Raw genomic sequence first — 17,716 nt, 5'->3', positions numbered from 1 at the left:
GAACCACAATGAAATCTCTCGATACGCTCAGCGTACACAGCGGCACTTTCAGCGACAGCCACGGCGCAGTGATGCCGCCGATTTATGCGACGTCCACCTACGCGCAACCGGCGCCGGGTCAGCACACCGGTTATGAATATTCCCGAAGCGGCAACCCGACACGCCATGCGCTGGAAAGCGCCATTGCCGAACTGGAAGGCGGCACCCGCGGCTACGCGTTCGCCTCCGGGCTGGCGGGCATTTCAACGGTGCTGGAGCTGCTGGATAAAGACAGCCACATCGTGGCGGTGGATGACGTTTACGGCGGCACGTACCGGCTGATTGAAAACGTTCGTCGCCGCAGCGCCGGGTTGCAGGTGAGCTGGGTGAAACCGGACGATCTGACGGCACTGGAAGCGGCCATTCGCCCGGATACTCGTATGATCTGGGTGGAAACGCCCACTAATCCATTGCTGAAACTGGCAGATCTGGAAGCGATCGCGGCGATCGCCCGTCGCCATAAACTCATCAGCGTGGCCGATAACACCTTCGCCTCGCCCGTGATCCAGCGCCCGCTGGCACAGGGGTTTGATATTGTGGTGCATTCAGCCACTAAATACCTCAACGGCCATTCCGACGTGGTGGCCGGGCTGGCGGTGGTGGGGGATAACCCGGAACTGGCCGAGAAACTGGGCTATCTGCAAAACGCGGTCGGCGGCGTGCTCGATCCGTTCAGCAGCTTCCTGACGCTGCGCGGCATCCGCACCCTGTCGCTGCGCATGGCGCGCCATAGCAGCAACGCGCTGGCGCTGGCGCAGTGGCTGGAACAGCAGCCGCAGGTGGAAAAGGTCTGGTTCCCGTGGCTCGAATCGCACCCGCACTACGCCCTGGCGCGCCGTCAGATGTCGCAGCCGGGCGGGATGATCTCTGTCGTTATCAAAGGCGATGAGCAACAGGCAGCAGCAGTAATCAAAAAGCTGAAGCTGTTCACCCTGGCGGAAAGTCTCGGCGGGGTGGAGAGTCTGGTCAGCCAGCCATTCAGCATGACCCACGCGTCGATCCCACTCGAACAGCGACTGGCAAACGGCATCACGCCGCAACTCATCCGCCTGTCGGTCGGCATTGAAGGGCTGGAAGATTTGAAAGCGGACCTGCAACAGGCGCTGTCCCAGGCCTGATAACGCGCCCCGCCGCATTGCATGTTTGCGGCGGGGAAAATCCCGCTCTGTTCACGACGTTGTTCTGTCAGTCTGCGTTAAGTCCTGATTTCCTGTCGAATATGTAAACCGCTGAAATAACGTCACTTATATTATGGTATACCGACTAGTGGCACCCGGTGACGAGTGTTAATCTGCCACCCATTCCGACGGTCAGGACGCTGAGCAAACGCCTCATGAGTAAACCCATTAAGCGGCTGGAGATCATCAAAAACGCCATTGAACTGGAAGATGATGACATTATCGCCAGCCAGTTACCGCACCTGAAAAACGAGACGGATGATCCCGTTATTGATGACATCGTGCTGGCGCTGGAGGAAAAGCGCTACGGTGAGGCTGTGGCGGCGATCATGGCCTGGCTGCAAAGCCAGCGGGCGATCGTCCACTGGCAGGATCCGCGCATCGCGGCCTGCAAGCTGGAACTGAAAGCGCTGGAAGAGCAGTTGCGCGATCTTATCGACAAGCGTAACGCCCGCATTGCCCGGCTGGATGAGTTTAACGATCTCTATATGTCGCGCCTCGGCCCGTTGATGACCGAAGTGCTGCGGCTGCGCAAAGTGCTGGCGGAAGCCTCGCTGCGCAAGCGCGAAGCCGAGATGAATCTGGATGATGACGATATCGTCGCGCGGCGGGCGCGGGATGAGGCGCGCGAGCAGTATGAAACCTATCGCGAGCAGCAGCAAAAAGCGCAGAACCGCCGTGATCGTCAGGAAAACATGAGCGAATCTGATCGCCACGAACTGAAACGGCTGTGGCGGCAGGCCAGTAAATTGTGCCACCCGGATCTGGTGGACGATGCCCTGAAAGCGGAAGCCAACGACATGATGGCGCAACTTAACCAGGCGCGGCAGCGTGGCGATCTGACCACCATTCGCAGCCTGTTGGCCCGTTTACAGCACGGTCATCAGCCGATGCTCGCCAGCGACCGGCTTAACGATCTGTCGCTGTTACAGCGGAAAGTCGCGTCGATCCAACAGCAGATCGCCAGCCTGAACACCGAAATGCTGAAACTGGCGAAAGAGAAGTCCTGGCTGCTGGTCTCCACGCTGACCAACCCGGAAGCCTATTTCCGTCAGCAGGAAAAAGCGCTGTCGAACACCATCGCCACGCTGCAAAAGCAGATCCTCGAATCCGGCTTTGACGAAGTGGCGTGATGCGCGCCCTCTCCCTGCGTGGAGCGGGATTATTTCTGGTGCCAGTAAGCCTGATAGCGCAGCAGTTGTGGATCGATATCCTCAGTTTCAAAACGGCTGGCCAGTGATTTGGCCACCGCCCCTTCGCCAGTCACCCAGATAAAGTAGTCCTCTGCCGGCACCTGCAACGTCGCCAGTTTTTCGGCTACCGCCTGCTCGCTATGCCCCATCACCCAGTCGATGTCAAAACCGTCGAGGTAATCCTGATATTCAGCATCCGCCACGGTGACGATTGCTTTTACCTGCGGCGGCTGCGGCAGTTTCTGCAAATCGAGCAAACGGCGGCGCAGCGCGGGCATGCCGGATTCGTCACAGACGTACAGTTGCCAGTGATACTCTTCCGGCACCACCAGCGAACCACGCGGCCCGCCGATAGTCAGCGTATCGCCAGGCTTCGCCGTCATCGCCCAGCGGCTGGCAATACCACCGTCATGAATAAAGAAATCGTACGCCAGTTCGTGACGTGCGGCGTCGTACAGCGGCGTGTAGTCGCGGGTCGCCGGTCGAATATCATCAACCCAGACAATGCCCTCGTCAGTCACCGTTGGCGGGATAAATGTGTGGCCAGGCTCGGGAAAAAAGAGTTTGGTGTGATCGTCAAAACCGCGCGAGGTAAAGCCATCCAGCGCCTTGCCGCCGAGCACAATACGCTGAAAACAGCGGCTCACGCGCTCAACGCGCAGCACGGTCAGCTCGCGAAAACGCAGCTCATTGCGAACGCGCTGCGGGTATTTTTTTGCTTTGGTTGTTGTGGTCATCGTCGCCTTCGTGAACATGAAATAGATATATCTAAAATGGGTGTAAATGATAATGATTGGCAACTGGAAAGAATGCAAGACGTTTTTTGATATAGCCAGAAATAAACGCAGGAAACGTTAAAGCAATAAAATTAACCATTAATTATCAATAAATTAAAAGTTTATTCATTTTTATTCTTGCGGAAATGAAAAATTTAGATATAAATTAGATATATCAAAAACACGACGGAGAACGAGTATGCGACACCATCATGACGACGAACATGAGCATCACGGGATGCGCGGCGGGCGCGGTGGCTGCGGTGGCGGTGGCCGACGCCAGCGCTTTTTCGGTCACGGCGAATTGCGAATGGTGATCCTGGATATCCTGAGCCGCAACGAAAGCCACGGCTATGAGCTGATCAAAGCCATCGAAGCGCTGACCCAGGGCCATTACAGCCCGAGTCCGGGCGTGATTTACCCGACCCTCGACCTGTTACAGGATCAGGGCCTTATTACTATTGATGTGGAAGACGGTGGGCGCAAGCGCATTGCGATCACCGACGAAGGGACGCAATGGCTGGCGGAAAATCACGAGCATCTCGGCCACATCCAGATGCGGATGAATGCCAGAATGGTCGGCCACGAGCTGCGCAAAGATCCGCAAATGAAACGGGCGCTGGAGAATTTCAAAGCCGTGCTGGATCTGAAAGTGAATCAGCAGGAACTCAGCGCCGCGCAGTTAAAACAGGTGATTGGCGTGATTGACCGCGCAGCGCTGGAAATCTCCCAGCTAGACTGACGCTTCCGCCGCCGCATCGCGAACGCGGAACACTTTCACCAGTTCACGCAAATGCAGCGCCTGTTCGTTCAGCGACGTCGCCGCCGCAACAGACTCCTCAACCAGGCAGGAGTTCTGTTGGGTGGTGGAGTCGATAAGCCCGATGGCGCTGTTTACCTGCGAGATGCCTTCCGTCTGTTCCCGGCTGGCCTCACCGATTTCGCGCAGAATGGTGTTCATCTCTTCGACGTTATTCACCATGCCCAGCATCAGCACTTCCGCTTTTTCCACCAGCGCCATCCCTTCCTACGCCTGCTGAGTCGAACTTTCGATCAGGCTGCGGATATCGCTCGCCGACGAGGCACTTTTCTGTGCCAGCTGACGCACTTCACCCGCCACAACCGCAAAGCCGCGACCATGTTCCCCGGCGCGCGCCGCTTCAACCGCCGCGTTCAGCGCCAGAATGTTGGTCTGGAAGGCGATGGAATCGATCAGGTTGATGATGTCGGACATGCGATTGGACGTTTCATTAATCGCCCGCATTTTGCCGGTCACGTTTTTCATCATCTCGCCGTTATTATTGACCACCGTCGCCGCGTTGGCGGAGAGGTCAGCGGCTTCCGCCGTATGCCCGGCAGTGTTTTTCACCGTGGCGGTGATCTGCTCCATTGAGGCAGCGGTCTCTTCCACCGAACTGGCCTGCTCTTCGGTGCGCGCCGCCAGATCCTGGTTTCCGGCGACAATCTGCGCCGCCGCGCTGGAGATGCTTTCCGCGCTGTGCTGCACATCCTGAACGATGGTCAGCAGACGGGATTTCATTTCCATCAGCGCCTGCAGCATAACGCCGGTTTCGTCTTTGTGGCTGGCGGAGATATTGCGCGTCAGATCGCCATCGGCAATCGAACGGGCAAACGACACAGCCTCGCCCAGCGGACGGGTAATAGAGCGCACGATATACAGGCCAAAGAAGCTACCGACCACGATGCTGAAAATGGCCAGCGCCAGCAACAGCGCGCGGTTAGTTTTGAAATTGCTCGCCACCTGATCGGCCGAGGCCCGCATCTGCTTATCTTCAATAGCGATAAGCTCCATCACTTTCTCTTTATAGGCCTGCTGAATACCGAGCGTGGTGGTCATCATTTCCTGAAGCGCCGCCTGGCGATTGCCGTTTTGTATCTCCTGCAAAATGCGAAAGCGAGATTCCAGGAACTGCTGACGGACCGCGCGGATGCTGGCAAAAATCCGTTGTGATTCGGCGTCCTGCCGTGATTTCGTCAGCTCATCAAGCAATCGGGTGACATTGGCGCTGAGGGTATTGAGTTCCTTTTGCCGGTCCTGCGTCCAGCGGCCTTCTTCATCCAGCAGGATCAGTTGCTGCGTATTGACGAAGTCGTTGAAATTGTTGATCAGCAGGTTGGCTTTGACGGTGGTGGGATAATCGCTGGTGATGATTGATTGCATTCCATTATTTGCCCGGTTCAGGCTCAACAGCGAAAGCGTTGAACTGGCGATCAGCAGAACAATAAAGAAGCCGAAGGCCAGAAATAATTTTGTGCTGATTTTCACGTTATGTAAGAACATATTTTCTCCGTGGACAGGTTTATATATCCGACGAAGAACGCTATCGGCAGAAACTCATCTAACTTTATGAATTTGATCGGTTTTTCATTAAAAGCACGTTTTGCAAATAGCCAGCAGCTATCAATATTCAAGGATCGATCGTTATACAACCCGCTTTCACAGAAAATTGAATATAAGCTAAACAAAACCGTCATATTGCGGGAAATAAATTCATCCAGTAAAAAAGCGAGATTTAATATTAAATTAACAAAACGCTTTCACAATCATTACAAACAAAAACGCCGCTGTCGGAAACCGATAAGCGGCGTTGATACGTTGATATAAAGAACGGTGATCAGTGCAGAACGGTAACCGCATCCTGCAAACGGCTGGCGCGGTGTTTAACCATCGCCGACACCTGCGCGCTTTCCTCGACCAGCCCGGCGTTTTGTTGGGTGATAGCATCCAGCTCGGCGACCGCACGGGTCAGATCGTTCAGCCCCGCCGCCTGCTCTGACGTCGACAGGCTGATCTGCCCAATCAGTTGCGTGACGTTCTGCACCTGCTCAACAATGTCATCCATCGTCCGCCCGGCGGCATGCACCTGTTGAGCGCCGGACTGCACTTGACTGGCGCTGGCATCAATCAACTTACGAATATCGTTAGCTGCCGTGGCGCTGCGGCTCGCCAGATGACGCACCTCGCCTGCCACCACCGCAAAACCTTTACCCTGCTCACCCGCCCGTGCCGCTTCGACCGCCGCGTTCAGCGCCAGAATGTTGGTCTGGAAGGCGATGTCATTAATCAGTTTGGTGATTGAACCGATGCGCTGGGTGCTGTCGGCAATCTCATCCATGGTTTTCACCACCGTCTGCATCGCCTGCCCGCCCTGCGTGGCCGCACTGCTCGCTGAACTGGAGAGCTTATCCGCCGCCACCGCCGTTTCGGCGTTGCTCTGCACTGACGCCGCCATCTGGCTCATGGTGGCAACGGTCTGCTGCACGTTGACCACCGTCTGCCGCGTGCGGGTGTTGAGATCATCATTCCCTTTCGCCAGGGTATCGCTGCCCTGATGAACGCTGGCAACCTGGCCTGATACGTCATGGATCAGCCAGCGGCACATCAACCCCAACTGACCAACCGCGCGCAATATCAGCCCGAGTTCGTCGCTGCGGTTCAGGTGCTCAACGCTGTTGCGCTCGCCGGTGGCGATGTTCAGCGCCTGACGGGCGACGTTCTCCACCGGACGGACGATCTGCCACTCCAGAAACAGATCCCCGATGAGCATCACCAGCATCCCCGCCAGCAGCGTCGTCCAGTGAGCGTGAGTCAGCAGCAGCGTGCCGGTCATCACCACCCACAGCGCGGCCATCAGACTGCGTACCCGCCAGCGCAGCGGCATGGCAGGCAGTTTTCCCCACCAGCGTTTATGCACAACGAGCCCTTTATGAATGCGTTGATGGCTGCGCCCGGCGTTGAGCGCGGCATACAGCGGCTCGACGGCGGCGATCTCCTGCTCTGTCGCCCGGGTACGGATCGACATATAGCCAGTGGTTTTCCCGTCACGCACCATCGGCACCGCGTTGGCGCGCACCCAGTAGTGGTCGCCATTCTTGCGGCGGTTTTTGACAATGCCTGACCATGGTTCTCCTTGTTGGAGGGTGTACCACATATCGGCAAACGCCGCTTTGGGCATGTCGGGATGGCGAACCATATTGTGCGGTTGTCCCGTCAGTTCCTCCAGACGGTAACCGCTGACGTTCACAAAGGTGTCATTGGCGTGGGTGATGTAACTTTGCAAATCAGTAGTGGACATGAGGGTCGTATCATCATCCAGAGGCGTGTTCCGCTGGCTGACGTAAGGCTGGGAAGACATGAGCGCATCCTTTGCAGGTTAGAAGACATAAAATTTTGTGTAAATGTTATGTCGGCGCTAAAAACTTTAACTTTAGTTGTTAAATTTGATGTAGATCGCAATTTGCCTTTAAACCGTAAACTTTATACGTATTCCATCTCATTGATTCTGAATAATTTCGCTCAGAAATGACTTTAACGACCGGATTTTATGCGCCCTGTTTTAGTTCAAAATTTGCACTAAATTGATGCAACTGCATGATAAATAGCTCCTTTCCTCCGCGTCCCGTTTCAGCCGTAAACACCGTTAAAATGTTAATGAAATGATAAAATATTGCCCCTTCACGCTTCTCCCTGGCGTTTATCCCGATTTTTGCCGCCTTCCCTGGAATGGCGTAATCCCTGCAATACTTAAATCGGTATCATGTGATACGCGAATCCCTGGAGCACGTTTTGAACAGATTACCTTCCAGCGCATCGGCTCTGGCCTGCACGGCGCACGCACTGAATCTCATTGAAAAGCGAACGCTTGATCATGAGGAAATGAAAGCCCTTAACCGAGAGGTGATTGAAAACTTTAAAGAGCATGTGAACCCGGGGTTTTTAGAGTATCGAAAATCTGTTACTGCCGGCGGGGATTACGGAGCCGTAGAGTGGCAAGCGGGAAGTCTTAATACGCTTGTCGACACCCAGGGACAGGAGTTTATCGACTGCCTGGGAGGTTTTGGAATTTTCAACGTGGGGCACCGTAATCCAGTAGTGGTCTCCGCCGTACAGAATCAACTCGCGAAACAACCGCTTCACAGTCAGGAACTCCTCGATCCGCTACGGTCAATGCTGGCCAAAACGCTGGCCACGCTGACACCGGGCAAACTGAAATACAGCTTCTTCTGCAACAGCGGAACGGAATCGGTTGAGGCGGCAATCAAGCTCGCCAAAGCCTACCAGTCGCCACGCGGCAAATTTACGTTTGTGGCTACCAGCGGCGCTTTCCATGGGAAATCGCTCGGCGCGCTCTCCGCGACGGCGAAATCCACCTTCCGTAAACCATTTATGCCGTTGTTGCCGGGCTTCCGTCATATTCCGTTTGGCGATATCTCCGCCATGCGCGCGGTCCTCAGCGAGTGCAGAAAGACGGGTGATGACGTGGCGGCGGTCATTCTGGAGCCCATCCAGGGTGAAGGCGGCGTGATCCTGCCGCCGCAGGGCTATCTGCCTGCGGTACGTAAGCTGTGCGACGAGTTCGGCGCGTTACTGATTCTGGACGAAGTGCAGACCGGCATGGGCCGTACCGGTAAGATGTTTGCCTGCGAGCATGAGAATGTGCAACCGGATATCCTTTGTCTGGCGAAGGCACTGGGCGGCGGCGTGATGCCGATCGGCGCCACGGTCGCCACCGAAGAGGTGTTCTCGGTGCTGTTCGACAATCCATTCCTGCACACCACCACGTTTGGCGGCAACCCGCTGGCCTGTGCGGCGGCGCTGGCGACCATCCACGTGCTGCTGGAGCAAAACCTGCCTGCGCAGGCGGAGCAAAAAGGCGACATGCTGCTGGACGGCTTCCGCTGCCTGATGCGTGAATACCCGGATCTGGTGCAGGAAGCGCGCGGTAAAGGAATGTTAATGGCGATTGAGTTTGTTGATAACGAAACCGGCTACAACTTCGCGAGCGAAATGTTCCGCCAGCGGGTGCTTGTCGCCGGGACGCTCAACAACTCGAAAACCATTCGCATCGAGCCGCCGTTAACACTGACCATCGAGCAGTGCGAGCAGGTACTGAAATCAGCCCGCAAAGCACTGGCCGCCATGCGTGTGGCGGTGGAGCAAGAGTAAAGACGCGTACCATGCTGAACGTTAACGGGTGGTTGCTCCGGCGCCACCCGTTTTTTATTGGTACAGATCACAGTCTGACGCCGCGCCTGAAAAGTACCCGCCGTTGACCCAAAAGTCTCTTCACGAACTTCCATCCAGACGCTTCAATTAAACAACAAAAACAAAACATAAAATTAACAATTATTCCGATCATCGTGAAGAGGTCCCTATGAAACCTGAAGCATTCCGCGCCGACGCAAAGCGTCCGTTAAATGGAGAAGAGTATCTGAAGAGCCTGCAGGACGGGCGTGAAATCTACATTTACGGCGAACGCGTGAAAGACGTGACGACGCACCCGGCCTTCCGCAACGCCGCCGCCTCGGTGGCGCAGTTGTACGATGCGCTGCACACGCCAGCCCTTCAGGACACCCTGTGCTGGAACACCGACACCGGCAGCGGCGGCTACACCCATAAATTCTTCCGCGTAGCGAAAAGTGCTGATGACCTGCGCCAGCAGCGCGACGCCATCGCCGAATGGTCACGCCTGAGCTACGGCTGGATGGGCCGCACGCCGGATTACAAAGCCGCGTTCGGCTGTGCGCTCGGCGCCAACCCGGCGTTCTACGGCCAGTTCGAGCAGAACGCCCGCCACTGGTACAGCCGCATTCAGGAAACCGGCCTGTACTTCAACCATGCCATCGTTAACCCGCCGATTGATCGCCATAAACCTGCCGACGAAGTAAAAGACGTGTACGTCAAACTGGAGAAAGAAACTGATGCCGGGATCATCGTCAGCGGGGCGAAAGTGGTGGCGACCAACTCGGCGCTGACGCACTACAACATGATCGGCTTCGGCTCCGCGCAGGTGATGGGGGAAGATCCGGATTTCGCGCTGATGTTCGTGGCGCCGATGGATGCCGACGGCGTGAAACTCATCTCCCGCGCCTCGTATGAAATGGTGGCAGGCGCGACCGGATCGCCGTTTGATTATCCACTCTCCAGCCGTTTCGATGAAAACGATGCGATCCTGGTGATGGATAATGTGCTGATCCCGTGGGAAAACGTGCTGATCTACCGCGATTTTGATCGCTGCCGTCGCTGGACGATGGAAGGCGGTTTTGCCCGTATGTACCCGTTGCAGGCCTGCGTGCGTCTGGCGGTTAAACTCGATTTCATCACCGCGTTGCTGAAAAAATCCCTCGAATGCACCGGCACCCTGGAGTTCCGCGGCGTGCAGGCGGATCTCGGCGAAGTGGTGGCGTGGCGCAACATGTTCTGGGCGTTGAGCGACTCGATGTGCGCAGAAGCGACGCCGTGGGTGAACGGCGCCTGGCTGCCGGATCACGCCGCGTTGCAGACCTACCGCGTGATGGCGCCGATGGCCTACGCCAAAATCAAAAACATCATTGAACGTAACGTCACCAGCGGTCTCATCTACCTGCCGTCCAGCGCCCGTGATCTGAACAATCCGCAGATCGACCAGTATCTGGCGAAATACGTGCGTGGCTCGAACGGCATGGATCACGTCGAGCGCATCAAGATCCTCAAACTGATGTGGGACGCCATCGGCAGCGAGTTCGGCGGCCGCCACGAGCTGTATGAAATTAACTACTCCGGCAGCCAGGACGAAATCCGTTTGCAATGTCTGCGCCAGGCGCAGAGCTCCGGCAACATGGACAAGATGATGGCGATGGTGGACCGCTGCCTGTCTGAGTACGACCAGAACGGCTGGACGGTACCGCATCTGCACAACAACACCGATATCAACATGCTGGATAAGCTGCTCAAGTAGCGGGAGGTAGAGATGCACCAGGATGAACAACGACTGCGTTTTCGTGACGCGATGGCCAGCCTGTCGGCAGCGGTGAACATCATCACCACCGAAGGCGAGGCCGGTTGCTGCGGGATCACCGCCACGGCTGTCTGTTCGGTGACCGACACGCCGCCTTCGCTGATGGTCTGCATTAACGCCAACAGCGCCATGAACCCGGTATTTCAGGGCAACGGCACACTGTGCGTCAATGTGCTGAACCATGAGCAGGAGCTGATGGCACGTCATTTTGCCGGCATGACTGGCATGGCGATGGAAGAGCGCTTCAAGCTCGGCTGCTGGCAAAAAGGTTTGCTGGCGCAGCCGGTGCTGAAAGGGGCACTGGCCAGTCTCGAAGGGAAAATCAGCCAGGTGCAGACCATCGGCACCCATCTGGTTTATCTGGTGGAGATTAAGAACATCATTTTACGCGGCGAGGAAGGTCACGGGCTGATTTACTTTAAGCGCCGTTTCCACCCGGTAATGCTGGCGCTGGAAGCCGCCGTATAATCTGAAAGTGCCCGGCAGTCGCTGTTGCCGGGCATGCTCGCCTCAGGCCAGATCGGCTTTCGTCAGTCCGAACGCCGCATCCATCGAACCCGGTACTGCACGCGCCGTGATTTGCAGGCGGTTCCAGGTGTTGATCACCGCAATCATGAAATTCAGTTCAGCAATCTCGGTTTCTGAAAAATGCTCCGTCAGGTTGCGATACAGCGCGTCGCTCACCCCATGCTCGTTGATGCGCGTCAGCGCTTCAGCAAAGGCGAGCGCCGCTTTTTCACGGGCACTGAACAGCGGCGACTCACGCCAGACTGGCAGATGGTGGATCCGTAGTTCACGCTCGCCGTCGATTTTCGCCTCTTTAACGTGCATATCCAGACAGAAAGCACAGCCATTCAGTTGCGAAACGCGAATGTCGATCAGGTGTTTCAACGTCGGCGCGACAGAAACGTTCCCCGTCGCCATGCTCAGTTCTGACAGCGATTTAACCAGCACGGGTGTGGCGTTGAAATGGTTTACGCGGGTGCTCATAGACTTTCCTCATTTTGTGCGGCAGGTGAAATTCAATGGGGTAAATGTACGCCGTTGATGACATAGTAAAAAGGTACAAAACCTGCAAAATGAGGTAGGACATGAAACCAGGGTTTCAGGACATTTATCACCGCTACCGCGACAACATTACGCGCGGCGTACTGAAGCCCGGCGACAAAGTCCCTGCCATTCGCGTGCTGGCGGAAGAGCTTAAGGTGGCGCGCAAAACCGTGGAAACGGCCTACGCCATTCTCGTCGGCGAAGGTTATCTCGTGAGCCAGGGTGCGCGCGGCACACGGGTGAACCCCGACTTAAAAATTCCACTGACGCCTCACTCGCCCACGGAGCAAACGCCGGGCGTCTCACAGGAATCCCCCGCCAACCTGCGCCGACGTTCCGGCTTTTTGCGCCCCGGCATTCCGGCGCTGGACAGTTTTCCCTACAAAAAATGGCTGTTGCTGGCAGGACAGGCGGTACGGGCGATGCGACCGGATGAGATGCTCAACCCACCGGTACCGGGCTGGTATCCGCTGCGTCAGGCCATCGCCAGTTATCTGAATATTTCCCGCGGGCTCTCCTGCACCGCCGAACAGGTGCTGATCACCAGCGGCTATATCGGCAGTCTGCGTCTGATTTTCGATACCCTCGCCAGCCGCAATGACAAAGTGCTGTTTGAAGATCCGGGTTATTTTATGGGTCAGCAGTTTCTGAAACGCATTGCGCCGCGCCTCTACCCCGTTCCGGTGGACAGACAGGGCATTGACACCGACTACCTGTTGCGCCATCACCACGACGCCCGCTTTGCCGTCGTCACCCCGTCGCACCAGAGTCCACTGGCAGTCACCCTGTCGTTGCCGCGCAAACAGCAGTTGCTCGACTGGGCCGCGCAAAACGACGCGTGGATCATTGAAGATGATTACGATGGCGAGTTTCACTACACCCGCAAAGTACTGCCGTCGCTGAAAAGTCTCGACCAGCACGACCGGGTGATTTTCATCGGCTCCTTCAGCAAAACCATTATGCCGTCGGTGCGCATTGGCTACGTGGTGATGCCCGCCAGCACCATTCCGGCCTTTATTCACAGCGCGGAAATCCTCACCAGCGGCCAACCGGTGCTGATGCAAAAAATCCTTACCGCGTTTCTCAACGAAGGCCACTTTTTCCGGCATCTGAAAAAGATGCGTGCGCTGTATCAGACGCGGCGTGAATGGATGATCGCCGCGTTGCAGGCGGTGTATGGCGATCTGTTTTATACCGAGCAAAATGACGGCGGGATGAACATTGTGGCGTTTCTCAGTAAAGGCACCTGCGATCAGGACATTGTGACGTGCTGGCAGCAATACCAGTTGCACGTCAACGCGCTCTCCGACTGGTACTGTGGCACCAGCAAACGTTACGGGCTGATGATTGGCTACAACAATATTCGCTCTTACGAAGAAGCCTGCGCCCAGCTGCAACAAGCCAAAGCGCAGACGCTGGCGTTGTTGCAGGCGAGCGCCGACTGATTTACGCACTTACCAGCGCTTTCGGCTCCATAAAAGCGCCGATGCCCCATTCGCCCATTTCGCGACCGACGCCGGAGTGCTTAAAGCCACCGAACGGCGCTTTCGGTTCATGAGCGAGGGTATTGATCAGCACGCGACCGGATTCAATCTGCTGCGCCACCTTCAGTGCCCGCGCCGCGTCGCCGCCCAGCACCAGCGCACTCAGGCCATAATGGGTGTCATTGGCGATGGCGATCGCCTCAGCCTCATCGCGGTAGGTAATCACCGACAACACCGGGCCAAAGATTTCGTCGCGGGCGATGGTCATCTGATTGGTCACATCGGTAAACAGCGTCGGGCGCACAAACCAGCCGTCCTGCGTCCCGGCCGGTCGCCCTTCGCCCCCTGCCAACAGCCGCGCGCCTTCGTCGATCCCTTTGCGGATATACCCTTGCACGCGCTGCCACTGTTTTTCACTGACCATCGGCCCGACGTCGGTTGCAGGATCACGCGGATCGCCGGATCTTACCGCCGTCACGGCCTGCGCCAGCGCCGTTTCACACTCGGCTTTACGCGACTGCGGCACCAGGATCCGCGTTCCGGCAACGCACGCCTGCCCGCTGTTCATAAACCCGGCGGCAATCGCCAGCGGCACCGCCTGCGCTACTTCGGCATCGTCGAGAATGATGGTCGGCGATTTACCCCCCAGCTCCAGCGTGACGCGTTTAAAGCTCTCCGCAGCGTTACGCAGGATCGCTTTGCCAGTATTGGTCGAGCCGGTAAACGAGATTTTCGCCACATCAGGGTGGCGACTGATAGCTTCGCCCACCGTTTCACCCCGTCCGGTCACGATGTTAAACACCCCCGGCGGCAACCCGGCTTCGCTTAACGCTCTGGTGATCACCTGCGTTTGCAGCGCGCTCATTTCGCTCGGTTTGATCACTGCCGTGCAACCTGCCGCCAGCGTCGCCGCCAGCTTGCCACAGATGAATCCGGCGTCGCTGTTCCATGGCGTGATAAGCCCGGCCACGCCCAGCGGCGTCATCTGTACCGTGGCGATCCCGGCCTGAGTGGTGAATTCAAACGCTTCCAGCGCGGCGATGGCCTGAGCGATCACGTCCGCCGGGTAACTTGCCATCCACGACGAGCGTGAAGCGGGCGCGCCATACTCGTCAATAATCGCTTCCAGCAGTTCATCGTGATGCGCCACCACGGCGGTGTGCATGCGTTCAAGCGCTGAAATGCGCTCCACTTTTGTGGTTTTCGACCACGCCGGGAACGCCGCTTTCGCAGCCGCAATCGCCCGTCTGGCGTCCTGTTCGTCCGCGAGGCGCACCCGGCCTGTCACCTGCGCGGTGGCCGGGTTGTATAAATCAAAATATTCGCTGCCATGCGGGGTGACAAATTCGCCGTTGATAAAGATCTGTTCGATAGTACGCATAGTGCCTCCTCAGGCTGTATGGCATCAGTCTGGCACAGCTTTATCGTGGCGATAATCCGCGCTATGCTGCAAGCGGTGTTTCGATTTTCGGGATAATAGTGATGCATCGTTCAGGACTGACAGAGCTTGAAGTGGTAATGGCGGTGGTACGCCGGGGCAGTTTTCGCGGCGCAGCGCAGGAGCTGGGCATGTCGGCCACAGCGGTCAGTAATGCCATCGCCGGGCTGGAGAGCCGTCTGCAGACACGGTTGTTTAATCGCACAACCCGCAGCGTGGCGCTGACCGACGCCGGGCAGCGTTTCGTCGCGCGCATCGGCCCGGCCCTGCAGGAGATCCGCCAGGCGAGCGAAGAGATCCACAGCGATAACGACGAACCGGCCGGGGCGCTGCGCCTGAACGTGCCGAACAATATCGGCGCGCTGTTCCTTGATGAGTTGCTGATCGACTACATGCGCCGTTACCCGAAAATGCGCGTTGAAACCGTCAGCGAGGCGCGAATGATCGACATCGTGGCAGAGGGTTATGACGCCGGGATCCGCCTCGCGGAATCCGTGCCGCAGGATATGATCGCCATCCCGCTGACGCAGGATCTCCGTCAGCGGGTGGTCGCCACGCCGGATTACTTTGCCCGTTATGGCACACCGGAAACGCCGGACGATCTGCTGCATCATCAGGGCGTCGGCATGCGCATGTCGCACGGCGGGATCTACCGCTGGGAGCTGGAACGGCGGGGGGAACGCTATGAACTGGCAGTGCCACCGCGCTTTGCCACGTCAGATCTACATGCGTCGATCCGGGTGGTAAAAGCCGGGCTGGGAATTGGGTTTTTACCGGAGCTGTATATTCAGCATGAGCTGGCAAGCGGGGAACTGGTCAGCGTGCTCGATGAATGGGCGCAGCCCTTCGGCGGGCTGCGCCTGTATTACCCCGGCCATCGTCACGTCCCACCCGGACTGCGGGCGCTGGTGGCGCTGGTCAGGGAGCGCGGCGTGATTCCGCACGCGCCCTTAGCTGATATCATGGCGTGATATCCCGATATCTTTTAGCTGCGCTTCGCTCAGGCGGTCGAGCGCCCGGCGGGTTTTGTGGATCCGCCACCATTTTGCGATCGCTTTTCCAATCAACGTCAACCCTAAGAACGGCGCCCTGGGCCGGTTTTCATAAAACTCCATGATGCACCTCTCGTTTCTGTGAGTGAGGGCCCTATCTTCATGGAATGCGGGTGTACGATACAGATTCAGAATACGCTTTTATTTAACATACAGATGGTATAAAACAGCATCTGAACTGCTTTTTTTCGCTCGATCTGTACTGGTTTATCTATCTGTATGGTTGAAAGAAGGATACAGCATGACGCGCTATCAACATCTGGCCAATCTGCTTGCCGAACGTATCGAACAAGGGCTGTACCGCCACGGGGAAAAACTGCCCTCAGTGCGGGCGCTGAGCCAGGAGCATGGCGTCAGCATCAGTACCGTACAGCAGGCCTATCAGAAGCTGGAAGATTTACAGCTTATCACCCCGCAGCCGCGCTCCGGCTATTTCATTGCCCCGCGGAAGGCCCAGCCGCCAGTACCAGCCATGTCGCGCCCGGTACAGCGCCCGGTGGACGTCACCCAATGGGAACAGGTGCTCACGCTGCTCGACGGACGTGGCGACAAGAGTATGGCCGCGTTTGGCGGCGGTTCGCCGGACGTGTCGCAGTCGAGCCTGAAACCGCTGTGGCGCGAGATGAGCCGCATCGTGCAGCATCATCCTGGCGACATTCTGAATTACGACGAACTGGCTGGCCGCCGCGACCTGCGCGAACAGATCGCCCGCCTGATGCTTGATGGCGGTACTGTAGCCACCGCAGATGACATTATCATTACCCAGGGCTGCCATGCGGCGCTCTCCATCGCGCTGTTTTCCGTCTGCAAGCCTGGTGATATCGTGGCCGTCGAATCTCCCTGCTATTACGGCACCATGCAACTGCTGCGCGGCTTTAACATCAAAGCGATTGAAATTCCGACCGATTCGCAAACCGGGATCAGCATTGAAGCCCTGGAACTGGCGCTGGAGCAGTGGCCGATCAAAGGGGTGATCCTGGTACCCAACTGCAACAACCCGCTGGGCTTTATCATGCCCGACGAGCGCAAGCGCGCGATCCTGGCGCTCGCCCAGCGCCATGATCTCGCCATTTTCGAGGATGATATTTACGGCGAGCTGGCGAGCGAGTATCCGCGTCCGAGAACGATCAAATCCTGGGATATCGACGGCCGCGTGTTGCTGTGCAGCTCTTTCACCAAAACTATCGCCCCGGGGTTGCGCGTGGGCTGGATTGTGCCGGGCCGTTATCGCGACCGGGTGCTGCACATGAAATACGCCACCAGCGGCACCACGGTGCCCACCACTCAGATGGCGGTGGCGTCGTTTATCCGTGAGGGCCACTATCACCGCCATGTGCGGCGGATGCGTCAGATCTACCAACAGAATATGGAAACCTACACCTGCTGGGTGCGGCAATATTTTCCCTGTGGTATCTGCGTGACGCGTCCGCAGGGCGGTTTCCTGCTGTGGGTAGAGCTACCAGAACATGTCGATATGGTTTGCGTCGGTCAGCAACTCGCCCGGCTGAAAATCCAGATCGCTCCCGGCTCGCTGTTTTCCGCCTCCGGAAAATACCGCAACTGCCTGCGGCTGAACTGCGGCCTGCCGCCCACGGAACAGCATCAACGGGTGGTGGCGCAACTGGGGGAGGCTATCCGCGTCGCCATCGAATGGAATAACACAAGATAAGTACATCGTCTCACAACTCCATGACGGGTCGCTTTCAC

General features: G+C 57.2%; 14 protein-coding genes and 1 pseudogene. 9 read left to right on the top strand and 6 right to left on the bottom strand.

Annotation, left to right across the window (positions count from 1 at the left end; genetic code table 11):
* Window positions 1–8: 8 nt before the first annotated feature.
* Both QMG90_RS03030 and QMG90_RS03025 read left to right on the top strand, forming a co-directional pair.
* Complete coding sequence (locus QMG90_RS03030; RefSeq protein WP_283282661.1) at window positions 9–1,157, top strand: trans-sulfuration enzyme family protein; 1,149 nt, start codon at window positions 9–11, stop codon at window positions 1,155–1,157.
* A gap of 215 nt (window positions 1,158–1,372) precedes the next feature.
* Window positions 1,373–2,350 (top strand): DNA repair protein, encoded by a 978-nt coding sequence (locus tag QMG90_RS03025; RefSeq protein ID WP_283282660.1) that lies wholly within the window; start codon window positions 1,373–1,375, stop codon window positions 2,348–2,350.
* A 29-nt stretch (window positions 2,351–2,379) separates the two neighbouring features.
* Here QMG90_RS03025 and QMG90_RS03020 read toward each other — a convergent pair whose 3' ends face one another.
* The gene (locus QMG90_RS03020) at window positions 2,380–3,147 is read right to left on the bottom strand and encodes a siderophore-interacting protein (RefSeq protein WP_283282659.1); all 768 of its coding nucleotides are present in this window, start codon (window positions 3,145–3,147) and stop codon (window positions 2,380–2,382) included.
* A 238-nt stretch (window positions 3,148–3,385) separates the two neighbouring features.
* Here QMG90_RS03020 and QMG90_RS03015 point away from each other — a divergent pair, with 238 nt between their 5' ends.
* The gene (locus QMG90_RS03015; RefSeq protein WP_430381671.1) at window positions 3,386–3,928 is read left to right on the top strand and encodes a PadR family transcriptional regulator; all 543 of its coding nucleotides are present in this window, start codon (window positions 3,386–3,388) and stop codon (window positions 3,926–3,928) included.
* Here QMG90_RS03015 and QMG90_RS03010 read toward each other — a convergent pair.
* Window positions 3,920–5,488, bottom strand: a pseudogene (locus QMG90_RS03010) (methyl-accepting chemotaxis protein). The gene QMG90_RS03015 and the pseudogene QMG90_RS03010 sit on opposite strands and share 9 nt — an antisense overlap.
* 334 nt (window positions 5,489–5,822) lie before the next feature.
* Window positions 5,823–7,343 carry a methyl-accepting chemotaxis protein gene (locus QMG90_RS03005; protein WP_283282658.1) on the bottom strand — a complete coding sequence of 507 codons (1,521 nt, stop codon included), beginning with the start codon at window positions 7,341–7,343 and terminating at the stop codon, window positions 5,823–5,825.
* A 431-nt stretch (window positions 7,344–7,774) separates the two neighbouring features.
* On the opposite strand from QMG90_RS03005, the gene ygjG reads away from it, so the two are divergent.
* The 3 genes from ygjG (at window position 7,775) to QMG90_RS02990 (ending at window position 11,453) form a co-directional block, all read left to right on the top strand.
* Complete coding sequence (ygjG, locus tag QMG90_RS03000) at window positions 7,775–9,154, top strand: putrescine aminotransferase (RefSeq protein ID WP_283282657.1); 1,380 nt, start codon at window positions 7,775–7,777, stop codon at window positions 9,152–9,154.
* Window positions 9,155–9,362: 208 nt separating this feature from the next.
* The gene (gene hpaB / locus QMG90_RS02995; RefSeq protein WP_038162693.1) at window positions 9,363–10,925 is read left to right on the top strand and encodes a 4-hydroxyphenylacetate 3-monooxygenase, oxygenase component; all 1,563 of its coding nucleotides are present in this window, start codon (window positions 9,363–9,365) and stop codon (window positions 10,923–10,925) included.
* A gap of 12 nt (window positions 10,926–10,937) precedes the next feature.
* Window positions 10,938–11,453, top strand: coding sequence for a 4-hydroxyphenylacetate 3-monooxygenase reductase subunit (locus QMG90_RS02990; RefSeq protein WP_283282656.1), 516 nt, complete (start codon window positions 10,938–10,940; stop codon window positions 11,451–11,453).
* Window positions 11,454–11,495: 42 nt separating this feature from the next.
* On the opposite strand, the gene QMG90_RS02985 is transcribed toward QMG90_RS02990, so the two are convergent.
* Window positions 11,496–11,975: a carboxymuconolactone decarboxylase family protein gene (locus QMG90_RS02985; protein ID WP_283282655.1), complete on the bottom strand. Its 480-nt coding sequence runs from the start codon at window positions 11,973–11,975 to the stop codon at window positions 11,496–11,498.
* Between the two features lie 101 nt (window positions 11,976–12,076).
* Here QMG90_RS02985 and pdxR point away from each other — a divergent pair, with 101 nt between their 5' ends.
* Complete coding sequence (pdxR, locus tag QMG90_RS02980) at window positions 12,077–13,480, top strand: MocR-like pyridoxine biosynthesis transcription factor PdxR (protein ID WP_283282654.1); 1,404 nt, start codon at window positions 12,077–12,079, stop codon at window positions 13,478–13,480.
* Between the two features lies 1 nt (window position 13,481).
* Here the strand turns inward: pdxR and QMG90_RS02975 are convergent, their stop codons facing one another.
* A complete protein-coding gene (locus QMG90_RS02975) occupies window positions 13,482–14,900 on the bottom strand; it encodes an aldehyde dehydrogenase family protein (protein WP_283282653.1) in 1,419 nt (472 codons plus the stop codon).
* 101 nt (window positions 14,901–15,001) lie between these two features.
* On the opposite strand from QMG90_RS02975, the gene QMG90_RS02970 reads away from it, so the two are divergent.
* Window positions 15,002–15,928, top strand: a complete 927-nt coding sequence (locus tag QMG90_RS02970; RefSeq protein WP_283282652.1) for a LysR family transcriptional regulator — start codon at window positions 15,002–15,004, stop codon at window positions 15,926–15,928.
* Here QMG90_RS02970 and QMG90_RS02965 read toward each other — a convergent pair.
* Entirely contained in the window at window positions 15,908–16,072 is a 165-nt protein-coding gene (locus tag QMG90_RS02965) for a DUF1127 domain-containing protein (protein ID WP_283282651.1), read from the bottom strand. The genes QMG90_RS02970 and QMG90_RS02965 overlap by 21 nt on opposite strands.
* Before the next feature lie 178 nt (window positions 16,073–16,250).
* Between QMG90_RS02965 and QMG90_RS02960 the strand changes: the two genes are divergently transcribed.
* Complete coding sequence (locus QMG90_RS02960; RefSeq protein WP_283282650.1) at window positions 16,251–17,678, top strand: aminotransferase-like domain-containing protein; 1,428 nt, start codon at window positions 16,251–16,253, stop codon at window positions 17,676–17,678.
* The last annotated feature ends 38 nt before the right edge of the window (window positions 17,679–17,716 follow it).

It is taken from the genome of Trabulsiella odontotermitis, from assembly GCF_030053895.1.
GTDB classification, from domain to species: Bacteria; Pseudomonadota; Gammaproteobacteria; order Enterobacterales; family Enterobacteriaceae; genus Trabulsiella; species Trabulsiella odontotermitis_C.
Note: the sequence above shows the minus strand (reverse complement) of the source record. Positions and strands in the feature narration are given on the sequence as shown.